This window comes from Rhizobium sophorae (assembly GCF_013087515.1).
GTDB classification, from domain to species: domain Bacteria; phylum Pseudomonadota; class Alphaproteobacteria; order Rhizobiales; family Rhizobiaceae; genus Rhizobium; species Rhizobium sophorae.
This window is the reverse complement of the sequence record NZ_JABFCN010000035.1, coordinates 24,330-41,699: the sequence shown is the minus strand read 5'-3', so window position 1 is coordinate 41,699 and position 17,370 is coordinate 24,330. Positions and strand designations below refer to the sequence as shown.

The 17,370-nt window shown below is 58.8% G+C and carries 15 protein-coding genes and 2 pseudogenes; 10 read left to right on the top strand and 7 right to left on the bottom strand.

What is annotated here, in order from left to right:
• Window positions 1-46 precede the first annotated feature (46 nt).
• Entirely contained in the window at window positions 47-940 is an 894-nt protein-coding gene (locus tag G9X64_RS21820) for a LysR family transcriptional regulator (protein ID WP_168310131.1), read from the bottom strand.
• A gap of 119 nt (window positions 941-1,059) precedes the next feature.
• On the opposite strand from G9X64_RS21820, the gene G9X64_RS21815 reads away from it, so the two are divergent.
• On the top strand, window positions 1,060-2,061 hold the full coding sequence (locus G9X64_RS21815; RefSeq protein ID WP_171377375.1) for a L,D-transpeptidase family protein: 1,002 nt from the start codon (window positions 1,060-1,062) through the stop codon (window positions 2,059-2,061).
• An 87-nt stretch (window positions 2,062-2,148) separates the two neighbouring features.
• On the opposite strand, the gene G9X64_RS21810 is transcribed toward G9X64_RS21815, so the two are convergent.
• Both G9X64_RS21810 and G9X64_RS21805 read right to left on the bottom strand, forming a co-directional pair.
• On the bottom strand, window positions 2,149-2,379 hold the full coding sequence (locus tag G9X64_RS21810) for a hypothetical protein (RefSeq protein ID WP_168310133.1): 231 nt from the start codon (window positions 2,377-2,379) through the stop codon (window positions 2,149-2,151).
• Window positions 2,376-3,731, bottom strand: a complete 1,356-nt coding sequence (locus G9X64_RS21805; RefSeq protein ID WP_168310134.1) for a S8 family peptidase — start codon at window positions 3,729-3,731, stop codon at window positions 2,376-2,378. Before G9X64_RS21805 ends, G9X64_RS21810 begins: the two co-directional genes overlap by 4 nt.
• A 683-nt stretch (window positions 3,732-4,414) precedes the next feature.
• On the opposite strand from G9X64_RS21805, the gene G9X64_RS21800 reads away from it, so the two are divergent.
• Window positions 4,415-6,196: a peroxidase family protein gene (locus G9X64_RS21800; protein WP_168310135.1), complete on the top strand. Its 1,782-nt coding sequence runs from the start codon at window positions 4,415-4,417 to the stop codon at window positions 6,194-6,196.
• 110 nt (window positions 6,197-6,306) lie between these two features.
• Here the strand turns inward: G9X64_RS21800 and G9X64_RS21795 are convergent, their stop codons facing one another.
• Window positions 6,307-7,098 carry a phenylalanine 4-monooxygenase gene (locus G9X64_RS21795; protein WP_168310136.1) on the bottom strand — a complete coding sequence of 264 codons (792 nt, stop codon included), beginning with the start codon at window positions 7,096-7,098 and terminating at the stop codon, window positions 6,307-6,309.
• Window positions 7,099-7,221: 123 nt separating this feature from the next.
• Here G9X64_RS21795 and G9X64_RS21790 point away from each other — a divergent pair, with 123 nt between their 5' ends.
• Window positions 7,222-7,683 carry an Lrp/AsnC family transcriptional regulator gene (locus G9X64_RS21790; RefSeq protein WP_168310137.1) on the top strand — a complete coding sequence of 154 codons (462 nt, stop codon included), beginning with the start codon at window positions 7,222-7,224 and terminating at the stop codon, window positions 7,681-7,683.
• 45 nt (window positions 7,684-7,728) lie between these two features.
• Here G9X64_RS21790 and G9X64_RS21785 read toward each other — a convergent pair whose 3' ends face one another.
• Window positions 7,729-8,208, bottom strand: coding sequence for an Lrp/AsnC family transcriptional regulator (locus G9X64_RS21785; RefSeq protein ID WP_168257898.1), 480 nt, complete (start codon window positions 8,206-8,208; stop codon window positions 7,729-7,731).
• A 129-nt stretch (window positions 8,209-8,337) separates the two neighbouring features.
• Here G9X64_RS21785 and hppD point away from each other — a divergent pair, with 129 nt between their 5' ends.
• From hppD to G9X64_RS21755, 6 genes and pseudogenes are all read left to right on the top strand, one after another.
• A complete protein-coding gene (gene hppD, locus G9X64_RS21780) occupies window positions 8,338-9,447 on the top strand; it encodes a 4-hydroxyphenylpyruvate dioxygenase (protein ID WP_168310139.1) in 1,110 nt (369 codons plus the stop codon).
• 61 nt (window positions 9,448-9,508) lie between these two features.
• Window positions 9,509-10,870 (top strand): homogentisate 1,2-dioxygenase, encoded by a 1,362-nt coding sequence (gene hmgA, locus G9X64_RS21775; protein WP_168310140.1) that lies wholly within the window; start codon window positions 9,509-9,511, stop codon window positions 10,868-10,870.
• Between the two features lie 40 nt (window positions 10,871-10,910).
• Window positions 10,911-11,936 (top strand): fumarylacetoacetate hydrolase family protein, encoded by a 1,026-nt coding sequence (locus G9X64_RS21770; RefSeq protein ID WP_168310141.1) that lies wholly within the window; start codon window positions 10,911-10,913, stop codon window positions 11,934-11,936.
• Window positions 11,933-12,565, top strand: coding sequence for a maleylacetoacetate isomerase (gene maiA / locus G9X64_RS21765; protein WP_168310142.1), 633 nt, complete (start codon window positions 11,933-11,935; stop codon window positions 12,563-12,565). Before G9X64_RS21770 ends, maiA begins: the two co-directional genes overlap by 4 nt.
• A 369-nt stretch (window positions 12,566-12,934) precedes the next feature.
• Window positions 12,935-14,265, top strand: a pseudogene (locus G9X64_RS21760) (COG3904 family protein).
• Window positions 14,266-14,348: 83 nt separating this feature from the next.
• A complete protein-coding gene (locus tag G9X64_RS21755; RefSeq protein WP_168310144.1) occupies window positions 14,349-15,617 on the top strand; it encodes a patatin-like phospholipase family protein in 1,269 nt (422 codons plus the stop codon).
• Window positions 15,618-15,822: 205 nt separating this feature from the next.
• Here G9X64_RS21755 and G9X64_RS21750 read toward each other — a convergent pair whose 3' ends face one another.
• On the bottom strand, window positions 15,823-16,701 hold the full coding sequence (locus tag G9X64_RS21750; protein WP_168310145.1) for an NAD(P)-dependent oxidoreductase: 879 nt from the start codon (window positions 16,699-16,701) through the stop codon (window positions 15,823-15,825).
• Between the two features lie 106 nt (window positions 16,702-16,807).
• Between G9X64_RS21750 and G9X64_RS21745 the strand changes: the two genes are divergently transcribed.
• Window positions 16,808-17,176 (top strand): winged helix-turn-helix transcriptional regulator, encoded by a 369-nt coding sequence (locus G9X64_RS21745; protein WP_171377374.1) that lies wholly within the window; start codon window positions 16,808-16,810, stop codon window positions 17,174-17,176.
• Here G9X64_RS21745 and G9X64_RS37305 read toward each other — a convergent pair.
• Window positions 17,159-17,360 (bottom strand): annotated as a pseudogene (locus G9X64_RS37305) (hypothetical protein); the annotation flags it as partial. The gene G9X64_RS21745 and the pseudogene G9X64_RS37305 overlap by 18 nt on opposite strands.
• Between the last annotated feature and the right edge of the window lie 10 nt (window positions 17,361-17,370).

Below are 17,370 nucleotides of genomic sequence, written 5' to 3'. Positions count from 1 at the left end.
ATATGCAGCCGTTCAAAGGGCGCCGTAGAAAAGAGGATGACTATCGTCAGGCTCGATGGCGCAAGGCGTCCACGAACGCCACGAAAGCCGGAGAGGACTGCCTTCTGCTCGGGTAGTAGAGATGGTAGCCATCCCAGTGTGGCGAAAAGGCTTCCAGTACGCGTCTCAGACGACCCTCCGCGATATGAGGAAGAGCGATGTCTTCCGGGACGTATGCCAGGCCAAGGCCTTCCAGCGCCGCTTCCACACTCTGATAGGCGTTGTTGAAGGCAAGCTGTCCCTCCACCCTGATCCTGATCTCTTTCCCGTTGTCTTCGAACTCCCATGCCCAGAAGCCGCCATATGTGGGCAGGCGCTCGTTGATGCAGTTGTGGCGGACGAGATCCTGCGGATGCTCCGGAACCCCCTTGCCGTCGAAATATGAGGGTGCCCCGACGACGGCAAACGGGAAATCAGGCCCGATGCGTGTCGAGATCATGTCTTTCGCCACCTGCTCTCCCATCCGGACGCCGCCGTCGAAGCGCTCGGTCACGATATCCGACAGCCCGTTCTCGCGCATCAACTCCACCTTGATATCAGGGTTGTTAGGCAGGAAACGCTGGAGCTTCGGCCAGATGATCCAGTTGATCGCATGGTCGGATGCGGTGATGCGGATGTTCCCGGCCGGCTTTTCCCTGAACTCGGTGAGAACGTCGAGTTGAGCCTCGATCTCGTCGAAATGAGGTCCCACGCCTCGAAACAATCGCTCTCCAGCGTCGGTGAGCGAAACTGCCCGCGTGGTACGGGTCAGAAGCCGGATTCCCAGCCGCGTCTCGAGTTGGCGGACAATGTGGCTGAGCGCCGATTGAGACACGCCCAGCTTCGCAGCCGCCCGCGTAAAGTTCTTCTCTCGGGCGACCGCCAGAAAGGCCATCAGGTCATTGACGCTCTCGCGCGGCATTCACGAGCTCCTTCGGATCGAATGGCGGTTTTACTGAATTTGCAGAGACTGGACATTGAAATCATCGTGAACGCCTGCCTCGCTCGATTCGCACTGGAACAAGTTGCGGCGCCGGCCATTTGTCGTCCATGAAAACAGCCCTGCCGATGTCGCTGCTCGCTCTGGCCTTCTCCGTTGGCGGTGCCGCCGCGCGGGAGCTCCGACCTGAAGAAATCAATACCGCGTCGATTGCGTCCATTGGGACTGAGAAGCCGGCGCCGGGAGATCCAGACCCGGCGATCGTCCGCCTTCAGGTCCTGCTCGACCGTGCAGGCTCATCTCCCGGCGTGATCGATGGGCTCTCCGGCGAAAACGTCGACAAGGCCGTGGCCGGCTTCGAGGCGATGAACCATCTGCATGTCGATGGGAGACCGGATCGAGACGTCGCCTCCCGCCTGGAAGGCAATGCCCCCATCGTTGAGAGCTATGTCGTCTCGGCAGAGGATGCCGCGGGTCTCGTTGATAAGATCCCCGACGACTATGGCGAGAAGGCAAAGATGCAGAGCTTGGGATATACGAGCGTTGCCGAGAAGTTATCCGAGCGGTTCCACATGGGTATCGATCTCGTGCATGCGCTCAACCCGGCTTCGCAGTTTGCTCCTGGCGATACGGTGTGGGTCGTGAACCCCGGTCCTCCAAGGGAAGGAAAGGTCAAGAGGATCGAGGCTGACAGGAAGACGGGGCAGGTGCTCGCCTATGCGGCGGATGGATCGCTGCTTGCCGCATATCCCGCAACGATCGGAAGCGAAGACAATCCGGCGCCGTCAGGCAAGCATAAGGTCAAGGGCGTCGCGAGGATGCCGGTCTACCGGTATGACCCGAAGCGCAATTTCAAGCAGGGAAAGAACGACAAGGTCCTGACGATCCCGAAAGGGCCGAACGGCCCGGTCGGCACGGTCTGGATCGACCTGACCGAGCCGACCTATGGAATACATGGGACACCCGAGCCGAAGCTCATCGACAAGGTGGGATCGCATGGCTGCGTGCGGCTGACGAACTGGGACGCCGAAGAGTTGGCGGCTATGGTCAAGCCAGGGGTCGTAGTGGACTTCGTCAATCGAAGTCCGGCCATGCCGAAGTGAGGGGAGTATATTGAAAATCCCACTCTCTCAGCTTGTCACTGAGACTTCCTGCTCAGCGCCTGGGCAGAGGTCGTGCCGCCTGCATAATCAGTTCGCTTGAGTCTTGTATGCGGTATCTTGCCGAACTGAAGCGACGCCCTTTACCGCGCGAAGCGCATCGAGCGCGTCAGGATTGACACTACCGTTGACAATCATGAAGCGCTCGTGGCTTTGCACCTGTTCGAGGCCTTGCGATTTCAGGTCGCCGACGACCTCGCCCAAACTGCGGGCCTCGTTTTTGTCGATCCGAATGGTAACTTCTATCTTATCGGTCGTCATACCTCGCCGCTTCCTCTTGCCTGGAGCAGGCCCTTGCCAACATCCCTAGCAGGGGAAGATAGAGGCTTTGTAAGCTGAATCAAGCGCGCCCATAGCGCCCATCCGCGAAACTTCGGATCAGACTGAGCAATAAGAGCTGCAACGCCAGCAACATGTGGGGTCGCCATGCTGGTGCCATTCCACCGGTCATACTTGTCATCAGGCAAGCTCGAAAATATGTCGACGCCAGGAGCGGCAATATCCACTTCCTGACCGGGATTCAAACCGCCGCATGAGAAAGACGCCGGTGCGAAGGAGCGATCCACGGCACCAACTCCCACGATCGTGGACGCGTTCGCCGGAGAACCAACTGGCTCAATCTGTTGGGGACGAGAACTTTCGTTCCCGGCAGCGGCAATAACTAAAGTTCCCGCGTCTAAACATACCTGCCCAATTTGCTCGTAGTCGTCACTCGGTGCATCTCCAATTTGCGTTGCAGCGCCTAGCGACATCGAAATAACATGGCAACCTTCATCCAGCGCCCATTCCATGCCGGCAATGATCGACCGGTCGGTGCCGAAGCCGTCGTCGCCCAGCACCTTTCCAGCGTAGATTTCCGCCTCATAGGCGATGCCGTAGCGTGGGCCGCTGGTCGGTCGTAATGGACCGCATGCCGTACCGATGCAATGCGTTCCGTGACCGTGAACGTCCCCTTCGGAACTACGTGTTGCAAAGAGCTTCTTGGTGACTGAACGGCCGACAAAATCCTGATGAGTTTCGTCAAATCCGGTATCCAGTACTGCTACCTTGATGCCGGCCCCGCTCAGTTCACCTTCGATAGCCCTGACAGCCTGCAGTCCCCAGGTGTTGCTGGTCTCGTCAAAGGCGGCCTGGGCGACAAGTCCCTCTGCCCCCTTTTTACCCAATAAGCGATCGACCAGTTCGTTCACAGCGTCACGATAGCCGAGCAGGTAGTCACGGTCCAAAGGGGGTGCAACGCCGCCCACCGTTCCCTGTGCGAGGTCTATCCGCTTCGTCAGCGGGCCGCCGAGGGCACGATAGGATCGCTCCGGCCGAGCCGCGCTGATGACCTTCTGCTGCATGGCATTTTGCAGCATGGGCTTCAGTTTCTCGCCGTCACGGCGCACAATTGCGATTCCGAAACGTTCGAAGTACTGAACATCAGCGCCATCGAAGTCATTTGGCACCGCCGCGGCGCTGCGAAAATCTTTGGACGACGCGACACGGAAGCCGCCTTTTTCGAGTTGCTGTACACCCTCGCTCCTTGTTTTGGGTGTAAATCTCACCACCATGCCAAGACCCGATGTGCCGTCGCCTTGTGCGTTGACCCTGCCTCGCGTTGATTTCGCCATGACACCAACTCTCCCCCATTTTTCACGGTTTCAAAGCAATACAAAAGCCGCAAGCTTGACGCGGCATACCCGTTAATCGAGCCGAACCTCGCGTTCGGGACAGCGGCGGCCCTAAAGGCAGATCGATGCGGCTTGATGTTTTTTCCGCTGACTTGCCGCGAGAACACAAGCTTCGCCAACCGAAAATTGGAGCGTTCGGCAAAGAAGCTTAGTAAATTTTACCTTGTAGGTCGATTTCGGGATGTACTTCCCCTGGCCGAAATCTCGGCGGCAAATATACATCTTATTGTTGAGTTAGCAAATGAAAATTCTAGCGGTCGTTTGCCGGCGTTTCATTGCTTTTCAGGTAGTCTATACTTATGCATCTCTTCGCCATTGGATTTCCTCGTTATTTTGGTGCCAGAGGGAGGTTCTGTCCGACTATCAATACTGCAGTGCAATAACGGACTTGCCGCGAAAAGCACCAGCGATGCCGGCTGTGGCCACCGCTTGCGACGGGGCGCCAACAGCGGGGCAGGGGGTGTGATGCGTACAAACGAGTGCACTGAATCCGCACAGATATCGACTGGGTTTACGGGTAATTTACCAACTTAAAGGTGAATAATAGCCCAATATGATTAGTTGACTTCGCGTTCTAGGTGTATGAATTATCCCGCGGGCTGGAAAAACGGAGGGTGTTGCCAATGGCAATCGTTTTTCAATCGCACGGGGGTGCAGAGAAAGAGCGCGCAGTTCCAGGCCCGAGCGTTCGGGCCGGGCGGCCAGCGACGGGTGACGTCGCGGTCGATGAAGAAGCTGACTTCGGTTATTTCGTACCGCCATTAGATGCGCCAGAGAATTACCTTCCCAACACGGCGGAGACGCTTGGGGAGCTCGATGAGCTCGGCGACATGATGATCGATGTTGTCGCGACGCCGACGAGCGAGGATCCGACGGAAGATTCCACGCTCCCGCCTGTGTTCACATATTGGGGACAATTCCTGGATCACGAGCTGACGGCCCGAACTGATCGCGAAGGGGCAATCTCGAGCATGGTCAACGCTCACCCGCCTGTCGCCTCGTCGACAGTGGAGAGCCAGTTCAGGAATGCTCGCTCGCCCCGTTTCGATCTGGATAGTGTCTACGGCGGATCTGCTGTCGGCGAGGGGATCGATGCGGATGTTGTCAAAGTGATCTCCGGCCTTCGTCACCCCACGCTGAAAGACAAAATGCGTGTCGGGACAGCCGTCGATCCGGGGCCGCTTCCAGACAACCTCGACGAACACCGTGACCTTCCTCGTTATGGCCAGGTCCAGTCGTCTGTCCGGGAGGCGGCTTTACGTCTGGCTCAGGCCGCGATGACTCCCGAGGCGTTTCAGAAATTCTCCGATAGCTTGCCTCAACGCGCGATAATCGGGGATAATCGCAACGACGAAAATCTCGTCGTCGCGCAGTTCCATCTGAGCTTTCTCCGGTTTCACAACAAGGCCGTCGACTATCTTGCATCGCATGACACGGGCTGGATCGCCGATTTCAGCTCAGCGCAGGCTCTGACAAGACTTCATTACCAATGGTTGATTGTCGAAGGATATCTCAAGGGCGTTTGCGATCCGGTTGTGGTGGACCGTGTCGTCAAGGATCGGGCATCTCACTTCTTCAAGTTCAGAGCCGAGTTCGATGCCCGGAGGCAGAATACCCGGCTCGGCAATGCTCTGCCGTTGGAGTTCTCTACAGCGGCTTATCGGTTCGGTCATTCCATGGTCAGAGCCTTCTATGACTACAACAAGAACTTTGGGCGGCCGGGCACAGGTTTTCTACCGCGCGCCACCTTGCAGTTGCTTTTCGAGTTCACCGGCGGCGGCGGCAGGCTGGATGACGACAAGAAGCTGCCCAAGAACTGGATAATCGACTGGACGCGCTTTACCGGAGCCGATCCCCATGATGCGGGCGATGGAGAGCCGGCCCGTCTTGCCAGGAGGATCGATACGGAGCTTGCTCCGCCATTGCATACGCTGTTCAAGGAGGGTGAAGACCAGACCAACCAACAGCTTAAGGCGTTGTTCAAGAACCTGGCAAGGCGGAACCTTCGTCGGGGCTACAATCTCAGGCTCCCGACGGGTCAGGCTTTGCACAAGCATCTCAACCAGATTGGCGCGGTGCAGTCCTCGCCGATCCAAGACGTCTCGGCATTGTTCGCCGCGAAGCCCGATCTGAAGAACTTCCTCGCCGGCACCGCATCGCGTTTCCACGAGCGTACGCCGCTCTGGTTCTACATTCTGGCCGAAGCCGAGGCTGCAGGCGGAAATCGATTGGGCGAAGTCGGGAGCTGTCTCGTGGCGTCGACCTTCGTGGGCGTGCTGCTTGCGGATCCAGACTCTGCTCTTTCGCGTGGGTTCACGCCCAATCAGAGCCCTCTCAAGATGCCGGACAACTCACCGATCGACTCGATCGCCAAGTGGATGCGGTTTGCGGCGGTCATGCAGTAGTGCTCCTAGGACTGTTGCCTCGCCGCACCGCGGCGAGGCAATATTGATAAGCGTTGACGTTCCGTGATTAGGCAAGGCTCGATTGCCGCCGGCGCCATATCATCCGCGATTCACGAAGCTTTTGCTTCGAAAGCGGGGGCGAAATCACCCAGTGATTTTGCCTTCAGGATCGTGCCCTCGATATCCTGCTCCACGATCGCTTCAAGATCGGCGAAGCTGTCGATGACATAGTAGATCGGCTGGAGGATATCGATCCGGTAGGGCGTTCTCAGCACGCTCAGCAGATCGAACGGCCGGAATTCGCACGCCTTGCCTTCCATTGCCGCCTTCGCTTCGCTGGGCGATGAGACGATGCCCGCGCCGAAGCAGCGGCGTCCCTGCGGCGTATTGATCAGGCCGAATTCGACAGTGAACCAGAAGATCCGGAACAGGTGCCATGAATAGCCCTTGCCGAGGCGGACGGCCGTTTCGCCGAAATGCCGGACGAAATTGGCATAGCTCTGGTTGGTGAGCATGGGGCAATGGCCGAAAACCTCGTGGAACAGGTCCGGTTCCTCGATATAGTCGATATGCTCGCGACGGCGCAGGAAGGTTGCGAGCGGGAATTTGCCTTGCGACAGAAGCTCATAAAAGCGCGAGGGCGGAATGAGGGCCGGCACGCCTTCGACGCCGAAGCCGGTGGTCTCGTTCAGGCGTCTGTTGACGTCGAGAAGCTGAGGGACCTTATCGGGCTTCAGCCCCAGCATTTTGACGCCGTCCAGATATTCGCGGCAGGCCGTATCGGCGAGCAGCTTCATCTGACGCCGGTAGAGTTCACCCCATATCGCATCTTCATCCGGAGTGTAGTCATATAGGCCCTCCGGGCCCGGCAGTTTGGCGGTGTAGTTGCTTTCCTTGGTCATAGGCTGATCCTCCCAGGCACGGCGCTATTCCTGCCATTATGATCCGGATTCGGAGGATTTTCTTTTCTTTCGTGCTGGCTATCGCCATACTCTTGGCAAATCTTCCCCAATATGATGCGGAAAATGAAAGAACCTGGGAATTTTCGCCGCAAGCTTCTGCAACTCGTCCAGGCCGACGGCAGCCTTTCGCTGGCAGACCTGGCGGAAAAGGCCGGCATGTCGCAGAGTTCGGCCTGGCGGAAGATCCAGGAGCTGGAAGCCGACGGCGTCATCCGCAAGCGTGTGACACTGCTCGATCCTGGAAAACTCGATCTCAAGCTCTGTGTCATCGCGCATGTGACGCTGGAGGATCACCACGAAGAGGCGGTCGCGTCGTTCGCTGCGGTGGTGCTGGAGCGGCCTGAGATCATGGAGTGTTACGCCCTGTCGGGCGCCTTCGACTACATGCTGAAGATCAGGGCGAGGGACGTGGAAAGCTACGAAGCCTTCATGACCCGCTATCTCATGCGCAATCCGCATGTGCGCACCGTCGTCTCCAGCTTCGTACTGCGTGAGCTGAAATTCTCGACCGAACTGCCGCTCTGACTGCGCAGAGCGATGCCGTCGACATCATGGTGTGCTGCCGCCATGTCAGTGCCCCGGCATGAGCACCGGAAAACCTTCGAATGTCTTCAGCGTGTCGAGCACGATCGACGTCTTCACGTGCTGCACCGACTCGTGGGGCAACAGAACGTCGTTGACGAATTTCGAGAGGTCGGCGAGCCCGCGGGTCGCCACCGTCAGGTGATAGTCCATTTCACCGGTCAGGGCATAGGCTTCGAGAACTTCCGGCAGTCCGTTGATCAGTTGCGAAAATCGGCGGGCATTGTCTCTGTTGTGGGTCGCCAGCGTCACGGAAATGACCACCAGCATATCCAGGCCCAGCTTCTGCCGATCGAGGTAAGCGCGGTAGCTGCGGATATATCCCTCAGCCTCCAGCCTCGTGCGCCGGCGCGAACATTGCGACGGTGAAAGCGCGATCCGCTCCCCCAGCTCGTTGTTCGTCAGCCTGCCGTCCTTTTGCAGTTCCTGGAGCAGGCGCAAATCCAATTTGTCGAGCGGTTCATTCATTGCATGAAATCTCCAATACACTCACGGATCGTGCATAATTTCTTCCTGGAGCATGAAGAATGCAAGAACTTTGCACGTGTTTTGGGCCACACTTTGCATAGAAATGCAATCTCCTCTGGAGGAAAGAAAATGGGTCCCTTCCCACATGACGCGCCGCCCTCGGAAATCACCGCCGACAATCCGGCTGGCACCGACGGCTTCGAATTCGTCGAGTTCGCCCATCCTGAGCCCGAGACGCTACGCGAGCTCTTCACACGCATGGGCTATGTCGCAGTCGCCAAACACAAGACGAAAGACATCACCGTCTGGCGACAGGGTGACATCAACTACGTCCTGAACGCCGAACCCGGCAGCCATGCCGCGCGTTTCGTCGCAAATCATGGTCCCTGCGCCCCGTCGATGGCCTGGCGCGTCGTCGACGCCAGGCACGCTTTCGACCACGCGGTGTCGAAAGGCGCCGTTCCCTATGAAGGGGACGACAAGGCACTCGACGTCCCGGCGATTGTCGGCATCGGCGGATCGCTGCTCTATTTCGTCGAGATCTATGGTGCAAAGGGATCGGCCTACGAAGCCGAGTTCGACTGGCTTGGCGAGCGCGACCCGCAGCCCCAGGGGATCGGCTTCTATTATCTCGACCATCTGACGCACAACGTCTTTCGCGGCAACATGGACAAATGGTGGGATTTTTACCGCAACCTGTTCAATTTCAAGCAGATCCACTTCTTCGATATCGATGGGCGCATCACCGGTCTGGTGAGCCGCGCCATCACCTCGCCCTGCGGCAAGATCCGCATACCGCTGAATGAATCGAAGGACGACACCAGCCAGATCGAGGAATATCTGAAGAAGTACAAGGGCGAGGGCATCCAGCATATCGCCGTTGGAACAGAAGACATCTACGACGCCACCGACAGGCTTGCCGACAACGGCCTGCGCTTCATGCCGGGTCCACCGGAGACCTATTACGATATGTCCTATGAGCGCGTGAACGGTCACAGCGAACCGATCGAACGCATGAAGAAGCACGGCATCCTCATCGATGGCGAAGGTGTGATGAATGGCGGCATGACGAAAATCCTGCTGCAGATCTTCTCCAAGACCGTCATCGGCCCGATCTTCTTCGAATTCATCCAGCGCAAGGGTGACGAAGGCTTCGGCGAAGGCAACTTCCGTGCTCTGTTCGAGTCGATCGAGGCCGATCAGATCAAGCGTGGTGTCATCGGGACTGCAGCGGAGTAAACTCTAGAGCGCCGCGCATCCTTCAGACGCGCGGCGCTCGAGTTTTCGGGGAGGAGTGAGCATGGACCAGACATCGATCCAGACGTCGAACGGTGAAGCCGCGACGACAAACAAACTGAAATATATGCCGGGATTCGGCAATGACTTCGAAACCGAGTCGCTGCCCGGCGCCTTGCCGCAAGGCCAGAACAGCCCGCAGAAATGCAATTACGGTCTCTATGCGGAGCAGCTTTCCGGCTCGCCGTTCACAGCACCCCGCGGGACGAACGAAAGGTCCTGGCTTTATCGCATTCGCCCGAGCGTGCGCCACACCCGCCGCTTCTCCAACGCTTCCTATCCGCTCTGGAAAACCGCGCCTTGCCTCGACGAACATTCGCTTCCTCTCGGCCAGCTCCGCTGGGATCCCATCCCCGCACCCTCGGAGAGACTGACGTTTCTGGAAGGGGTGCGGACCATCACGACGGCAGGCGATGCCACCACTCAGGTCGGCATGTCGGCCCATGCCTACCTTTTCAATGAAGACATGGTCGACGACTACTTCTTCAACGCCGACGGCGAACTGCTGATCGTGCCGCAGCTCGGCGCCATCAGAGTGTTCACCGAAATGGGCATCATGGATGTCGAGCCCCTGGAAATATGCCTCATCCCGCGCGGCATGATGTTCAAGATTTTGAGGGGCGGCGAGCAGACGGTGTGGCGTGGCTATATATGCGAGAACTACGGCGCGAAATTCACGCTGCCAGACCGCGGGCCGATCGGCGCCAACTGCCTGGCAAACCCGCGCGACTTCAAGACACCTGCCGCCGCTTTCGAGGACAAGGAAACGCCGTGCCGCGTGCATGTGAAGTGGTGCGGAAAATTCTATGTCACGGACATCGGCCACTCGCCGCTCGATGTGGTGGCCTGGCACGGCAATTACGCGCCTTACAAATACGATTTGCGGACGTTTTCTCCGGTCGGCGCCATCAGCTTCGACCATCCCGATCCGTCGATTTTTTCGGTGCTGACCGCACCCACCGAAGATGCCGGTACCGCCAATGTCGACTTCGTGATCTTTCCGCCGCGCTGGCTGGTCGCCGAGCACACCTTCCGTCCGCCCTGGTACCACCGCAACATCATGAGCGAATTCATGGGTCTGATCCACGGCCAGTACGACGCCAAGGAGGAGGGCTTCGTGCCGGGCGGCATGAGCCTGCACAACATGATGCTTCCCCACGGGCCGGACGCGGTCGCCTTCGAAAAGGCATCCAACACCGAGCTCAAGCCGGTGAAGCTCGATCACACCATGGCCTTCATGTTCGAGACCCGGTACCCGCAGCAACTGACGAAATACGCAGCCGAGCTCGAAACGCTGCAGGATGATTACCTCGAATGCTGGGACGGCCTGGAACGCAAGTTCGACGGGACCCCCGGTATCAAGTGATGCATCAGGTGAAGCCATCCTCCGGCACGGAATTTCGGACATGAAACTTGCGACGTTAAAAGACTCCACGCGGGACGGCCGGCTCGTCGTCGTTTCCCGCGACCTGACCCGCTGTTCGGAGGTCGGTCACATCGCCCGGACCCTGCAGGCAGCACTCGATGACTGGGCGCATGTGGCTCCGAGGCTCGCGCTCATTGCCGAAGGCGTCGAGACCGGAGCCCAGCCGACGATCCGGTTTCACGAACATGACGCAACGTCACCTTTGCCGCGAGCCTACCAATGGGCCGACGGCTCCGCCTACGTCAACCATGTCGAACTGGTGCGCAAGGCGCGCGGTGCCGAGATGCCGGCAAGCTTCTGGACCGATCCGCTGATCTATCAAGGCGGGTCAGACGCGTTCCTCGCGCCGCGCGATCCCATCCTGGCGGCTGACGAGGCCTATGGCATCGACATGGAGGGCGAGGTCGCCGTCATAACCGGCGACGTTGCAATGGGGTCCAGCCCGGAGGCCGCCCGCAGCGCCATCCGTCTGCTGATGCTCGTCAACGACGTGTCGCTGCGCGGTCTGATCCCGGACGAACTGGCGAAGGGATTTGGTTTCTTTCAGTCGAAGCCAGCATCGGCTTTTTCTCCAGTCGCGGTGACGCCGGATGAACTCGGAGATGCCTGGGATGGCGGCAAGCTGCATCTGCCGCTACTGGTGAGCTTGAACGGCAAGCCATTCGGCAAGGCGAATGCCGGCATCGACATGACCTTTGATTTCGGCCAGCTGATCGCCCATGCCGCCAAAACCCGCAATCTCGCGGCCGGAACGATCATCGGCTCCGGCACCGTTTCCAACAAGCTCGACGGGGGCCCGGGAAAACCGGTGGAAGAGGGGGGGAACGGCTACTCCTGCATCGCCGAAATCAGGATGATCGAGGTCATCGAGACTGGATCGCCGAAGACCCCCTTCATGAAGTTCGGCGATCAGGTGCGCATCGAGATGAAGGATAAGGCCGGCCATTCGATCTTCGGGGCGATCGAGCAGACAGTCGAAAAATACAGCGGGGCCGGGCCGCAATGAACGAGGTCGTTCTCTACGACTATTGGAGATCATCGGCGAGCTATCGCGTCCGTATCGCGCTCAACCTCTTGGGCATCGATTACAAAACCGTGCCCATCAATCTGTTGGAGGCCGCGCATCGGACCCCGGAATATCTGGCGCTCAACCCGCAGGGGCTGGTGCCGACCTTGGTGATCGACGGAAGAACCCTGACGCAATCGCTGGCGATCATCGAATATCTGGCCGAGCTTCAGCCGGAAAGCGGACTACTGCCGCTTGATATCGCCGATCGCCAGAAAGTCCGCGCCCTCGCATATGCGGTTGCCATGGATATCCATCCGATATGCAACTTGCATGTCGTGTCACATCTCATGAGCATGACTGAGAAGGCCGATGCCCGCGAGGAATGGATGAAACATTTCATCACCGACGGACTGCGCAAACTGGAGGCCATGATCGGCAAAGCCGATGGCGCGTTCAGCTTTGGAGATACGCCGACGATGGCGGACCTCTGTCTTGTTCCCCAAGTCTACAATGCCCGCCGCTGGGAAGTGGATCTGACCGCTTTCAAACGCATCGTCTATATCGACGCCAGATGCGCCGAACTGCCCGCCTTCCAGGCGGCGCATCCCGACCGTGTGAGACCGTAACGGCAGAGCGGAACCCGCGACGAAATCCGAAGAAGCGTTCTCTTCTTTTCTGCAGCTCCAGCATCAATTGCCGGCACCGTGTTGGATCGCGTGGACCGCGATCTCACGATCGCGGCGAGGAACCGGCGTTTACCTTGTATCATCACTTCTGATTGTGCCGCTTGCCAGAAGATTGCCCCTTGTGCATTGATCAGATGCTGCTGGGGTAGGTCTGAAATGTTCTCGTCAAAGCTGTTGATCTTCAAACTCGTGATTGCCACGGGCTTGGTCGCATTGAAAGCTTACGGTCTCGTCGCAAGGGTTCGATGATCGCTCCCGCAATACATTGATGAGCAAGATATGCTGCGAGTGACGACAGGAGAGATACACGTGCTCGAAGGCTGGAGTGGAATGTGGAAATCCGTCTCATTCATATCGATGCTGCTGGCGTTCGTCGCCCTGGCCGGAGAGGGGCATGCGGCAATTTCCTACGAACGTCTGGACGGCGCGCCGGGAGAGCGTGGCCTTGCGATAAAGGGCGCGTTCGAAATCTCCGACGATCCGAAGACGCTTGTCGACGAGTACAAGCAGTTCCAGCCGGCCTATATTACGTTTGACTCGCCCGGCGGAAACGTGATCGTCGCGATCGAGTTCGGCCGCATCATTCGCGCCCTGAATGCAAGAACGATCCAGATCAGAGCCATGGAATGCGCATCGGCTTGCGCCTTCGCCTTCGTCGGTGGCGTTCATAGGTTTGCCGAGCCGGGGTCCATCGGCGTGCATCGGGTTTCTCTTTCCGACGATGCCGCCATGGACAGCAATTTAGCAGTCTCGTCGGTTCAATCGCTGACCGGCGAGATCATCGGATATCTGACCGACATGGGGGTGAGCCCCAATCTGCTGCAGCTCAGCCTGTCGATCGACAGCACCGACATAAGGTATCTTACCTCCGCGGAAATGCGAGACTGGAATATCATAACGCCCGAGGACATGTCCTCGCCATCGGCGGGCGCGCCGCCATCGCCGGACGCCGCGCCACAGGTGAGCGCAACACCCGCCGTCACGCCATCGGACCCAAGCGATTCCGAGGAGGCCGCCGCATCCGAACCCGGCGACCTGACCACGGAGGCGGTTGATTTCGTCAACCGATACAATGACGAATGGTCGAAATACAGCGCCTCGGCGCTTGATTTCATGAAGCGCGTCTATGCCGATGAGGTCTCCTTCTTCGGAACCTCGACAAAGACGCTGTCCTGAAGGAAAAGGCAGCCTTCGCCCAACGCTGGCCGGAGCGCATCTACAGCGTCAAGCCGGGCTCCGTGACTGCCAGCTGTGCCGGAAAATGCGAAATGTCGGGAATTGTCGAGTGGTTTGCCGGAAACAGGGGCACGGGTAGGACGTCCTCTGGGATGGCGGAATTCTCTTTCGTGTGGAACACGGCCTCTCAGCAGATCGAGTCCGAGACCGGAAAGGTGCTCGCCACCGACAAGGGGGCAAAGGCACCGGATCGGTTGATCCATCAGTGGACAGGACTGGACGACATCTGCCGCACGAGTGTCGATCGCGAGAGGCCCGAGACTCTACGGGCATGCAAACGGCGCGACGAACTCGGTCCGCTGCTCAATCGCGCGGACTGGTGTTATGGCCATAAGGACGAAGCCGGAATAAACTGGGAGTGGCACAAATGCGATGCGAACTCCCGTCGATATACGAGTAAGTAGCGCCCAGGCCCAAAGACGAGCGACCGTTGGTTTGCCCGGAGGAAGAAATGTTGGGAAAATCAGATTCCTGAGTGAGGCCGAGCATGTCAGAAGACGAGCATGCCCCATCGAATGCCGTCCTCCCGGGATCCGACGAACCAGAGAAGCCCGCTGAGCGTTATAAACTCGGCCTCTGCCTTTCGGGCGGCGGCTATCGGGCCATGCTTTTCCATGCGGGATCGCTTGTGAGGCTAAACGAGGCCGGTCTTCTGATGAAACTCGATATGATCTCGTCGGTGTCGGGCGGATCTATCGCGTCCGGCCTGCTGGCCTATGTGTGGCCACGGCTGGTCTTTGAGAACGGGGTCGCCGTCAACTTCAAGACCGAATACCTCGATCGCATTCTGGCCTTCAGTCAGCTATTCGCGGATGGGCCGAGCTTCCTGAAGGGCGTGTTCAACCCCTTCTCGAGCGCGGCCGAGGAAGCCGCTAAACTCTACGAGCGGCATCTCTTCGACGGAAAATCACCAAGCCTGAGCGATCTTCCCAGATCGCCCTGGTTCGTATTTTGCTCCAGCAATCTCAGCACTGGTTCACTCTTTCGGATGTCGAACCGCTATATCGCGGACTACAGGATCGGGGTGTCGTTTCATCCGACACTTTCGCTCGCGACCGCGGTTGCCGCTTCGGCGGCATTCCCGCCCGTGCTATCGCCGCTGCGATTGGACCTGTCGCAGTTTTCCTGGAAGAGGGAAAAGCTCGACGACACCGTTGGCGAACCGGTTGCTCCGGGCAGGGCAATATTGAGCGACGGCGGCGCCTATGACAATCACGGCATCGAGCCGGCGCTAAAACGCTGCGATTGCCTGCTTGTCAGCGATGCCGGAGCGCCTTGGCAATCCTCGACCCGCGGATATTGGAACTATCTCTCCCAGCTCAAGCGCGTTCTCGATACGACCGACAATCAGGTCAGGTCGTTGAGGCGCCGAGACCTGATCGGTGGCTTCAAGGCCGCAAAACAGGCTGATAGGCTTGGCCTCGACGATCTCGCGAAATCGGCTCTGCGCGCAAGAACCCGCGGCATCTATTGGTCGATCGACAGCAAGGACGTCGAGCTCAAGCCCTACGCGTCCTACACGCTGCCGCCATCATCGGTCGTTCCCTCGGAGGTCGGCACCTATCTCCATTTTCTGGGCGCGAAGGAGACGGAGCATCTAACGAACTGGGGGCACTACGTGTGCGACGCGATGCTCAACCGGTTCTATCAATCGCCGTTGGCTCCATCGTCCGGCCCGCCATTGGTTGCCGGAACCGTGAAGCCGGCTTGGGCGGCGAGGGCCAGCAAGCGCCTGTTCGACTTCCTTCCTTTTTGAACGGAAGCCAAAGTCGGCTAGACCGGGACAGCGGGAGCAGGCGTTTCCCTACTCCTCGGCGCTTGCCTTCATGAAGCGCGCCTATGCCGACCGAGTGTCTTTCTTCGGGACCTTGGTCGAGAAAGACGTCACGGAATGAAAGCCGCAGGCCCGCCGCAAGAGCTGTTTGCGGCGGATGGAAGGATCGGCTGGATCCGATCATTGCTCACGCCGCAGCCATGAAACGCGCCAGCATCGCAAAATCGTCGTCCTGGTGGCCTTTGGCGATCGCGCTCTCCAAGAGGCTCCCGAAAGCATCGGAGATTGCGGAATTGATGCCGCGCTCCCTCACGATCTCGCGCAGATGGTGGAAGGCAGCACTATGGGCGGCGATGCTTGCCAGGGTATCGTCGTCGCCGCGGTCGCGTCCGTCACGCACACGCTGCATGAGGTCCTGTTCGGCCGCGTCGATAACCGGCTGAACCAGCGGGAGAAAGCCTGCATAGGTCTCGGCGTCGATGCTCTCGGCGCGAATGATCGCGAGCGCTTGAAGCGTGCCGAAGAGCGTGCCCCACATCTGCGCAAGTAGGGCGCTGTCGAGCGCTGAAGCCTTGCCGAAATCCTCGCCCACGAAGGCGGATTTTCCCCCGAGCTCTGCAAACAGAGTTGCGTGTTTTTCGTAGTGCGGGCGCGAACCGCTATAGAGGATCAGCGTTTCCGAGCTTCCGATCACATTCGGCGTCGCCATGATCGCCCCGTCGAGATAGGCCATGCCGTTGTCGGTTGCCCATGTGCCGGTGTCGCGAGCGGTTTTTGGCGAACCGGAAGTGAGCTGGACCAGCAGTTTGCCTTTGAGTGCCTGCATCACGGCAGGCTTGCGCAATTGCGCATCGGAAGCGGCATAGTCGAGAAGATTGACGATGGCGATATCCGCTCCGGCGATCGCTGCCTCCGGTCCAGACGCCGGAACCGCGCCGAAAGCCGCCAGTGCTTCGGCCTTTGCCGCCGTCCTGTTCCAGACATGCACGTTATGGCCGTTTTTCAACAGTGTCCGGACAAGCGCTGTGCCCATCCGGCCGGCGCCGAGAAAGCCTATTGTAGTCATCGGGTCTAGCTCCAATATTTGAGACGCCCTCTGATATGGCTGTCGGCTGGCTGCCGGTAAATTACGCACCTTTGGGTAAGCGGTTACGTTGAGGTAAGGATCGAAGATGAAACGGCTACCGGATGATGATTGCGGCTTCGCCAGCGCGCTCAATGCGATCGGCGGAAAATGGAAGACCAACATCCTCTGGGAGATCAATCTGGCGCCACGGCGCTTTGGCGAACTCAGGCGCATTCTCAAGGGCGTCAGTGAGAAGGTGTTGACCCAGCAGCTACGCGAGATGGAGGCGGACGACCTCATCCGCCGCGAGGTATTTCCAGGAAAGGTGCAGCGGGTCGAATATTCCGCAACAGAATTCGGCCGCAGTCTCAACCAAGCGGTCACCGTGATGGCGGACTGGGGCAAGGCCTATGAGATTCGCATGGCCCTAAAGGCAGAGAAGCAGATTGCAAGGCCGGTCGCGCTTAGCGCCTGATGCTGCAGAGAGGGTGGCGTCGCTGGTGATTTCCTCGGACACCTCTTCGACAATTTCCTCCGCCACTTCCTTGAGCGTCCCTTGTAGTCGCGCTTGAAGGCGACGACTTCGCAGGTGGAGATGGCAACCGTCGGCTCCAGCTTGCGGGCGGCATTGCCGGAAAAGCAGTCACAGTGCCGGTGGATTTACTGGCC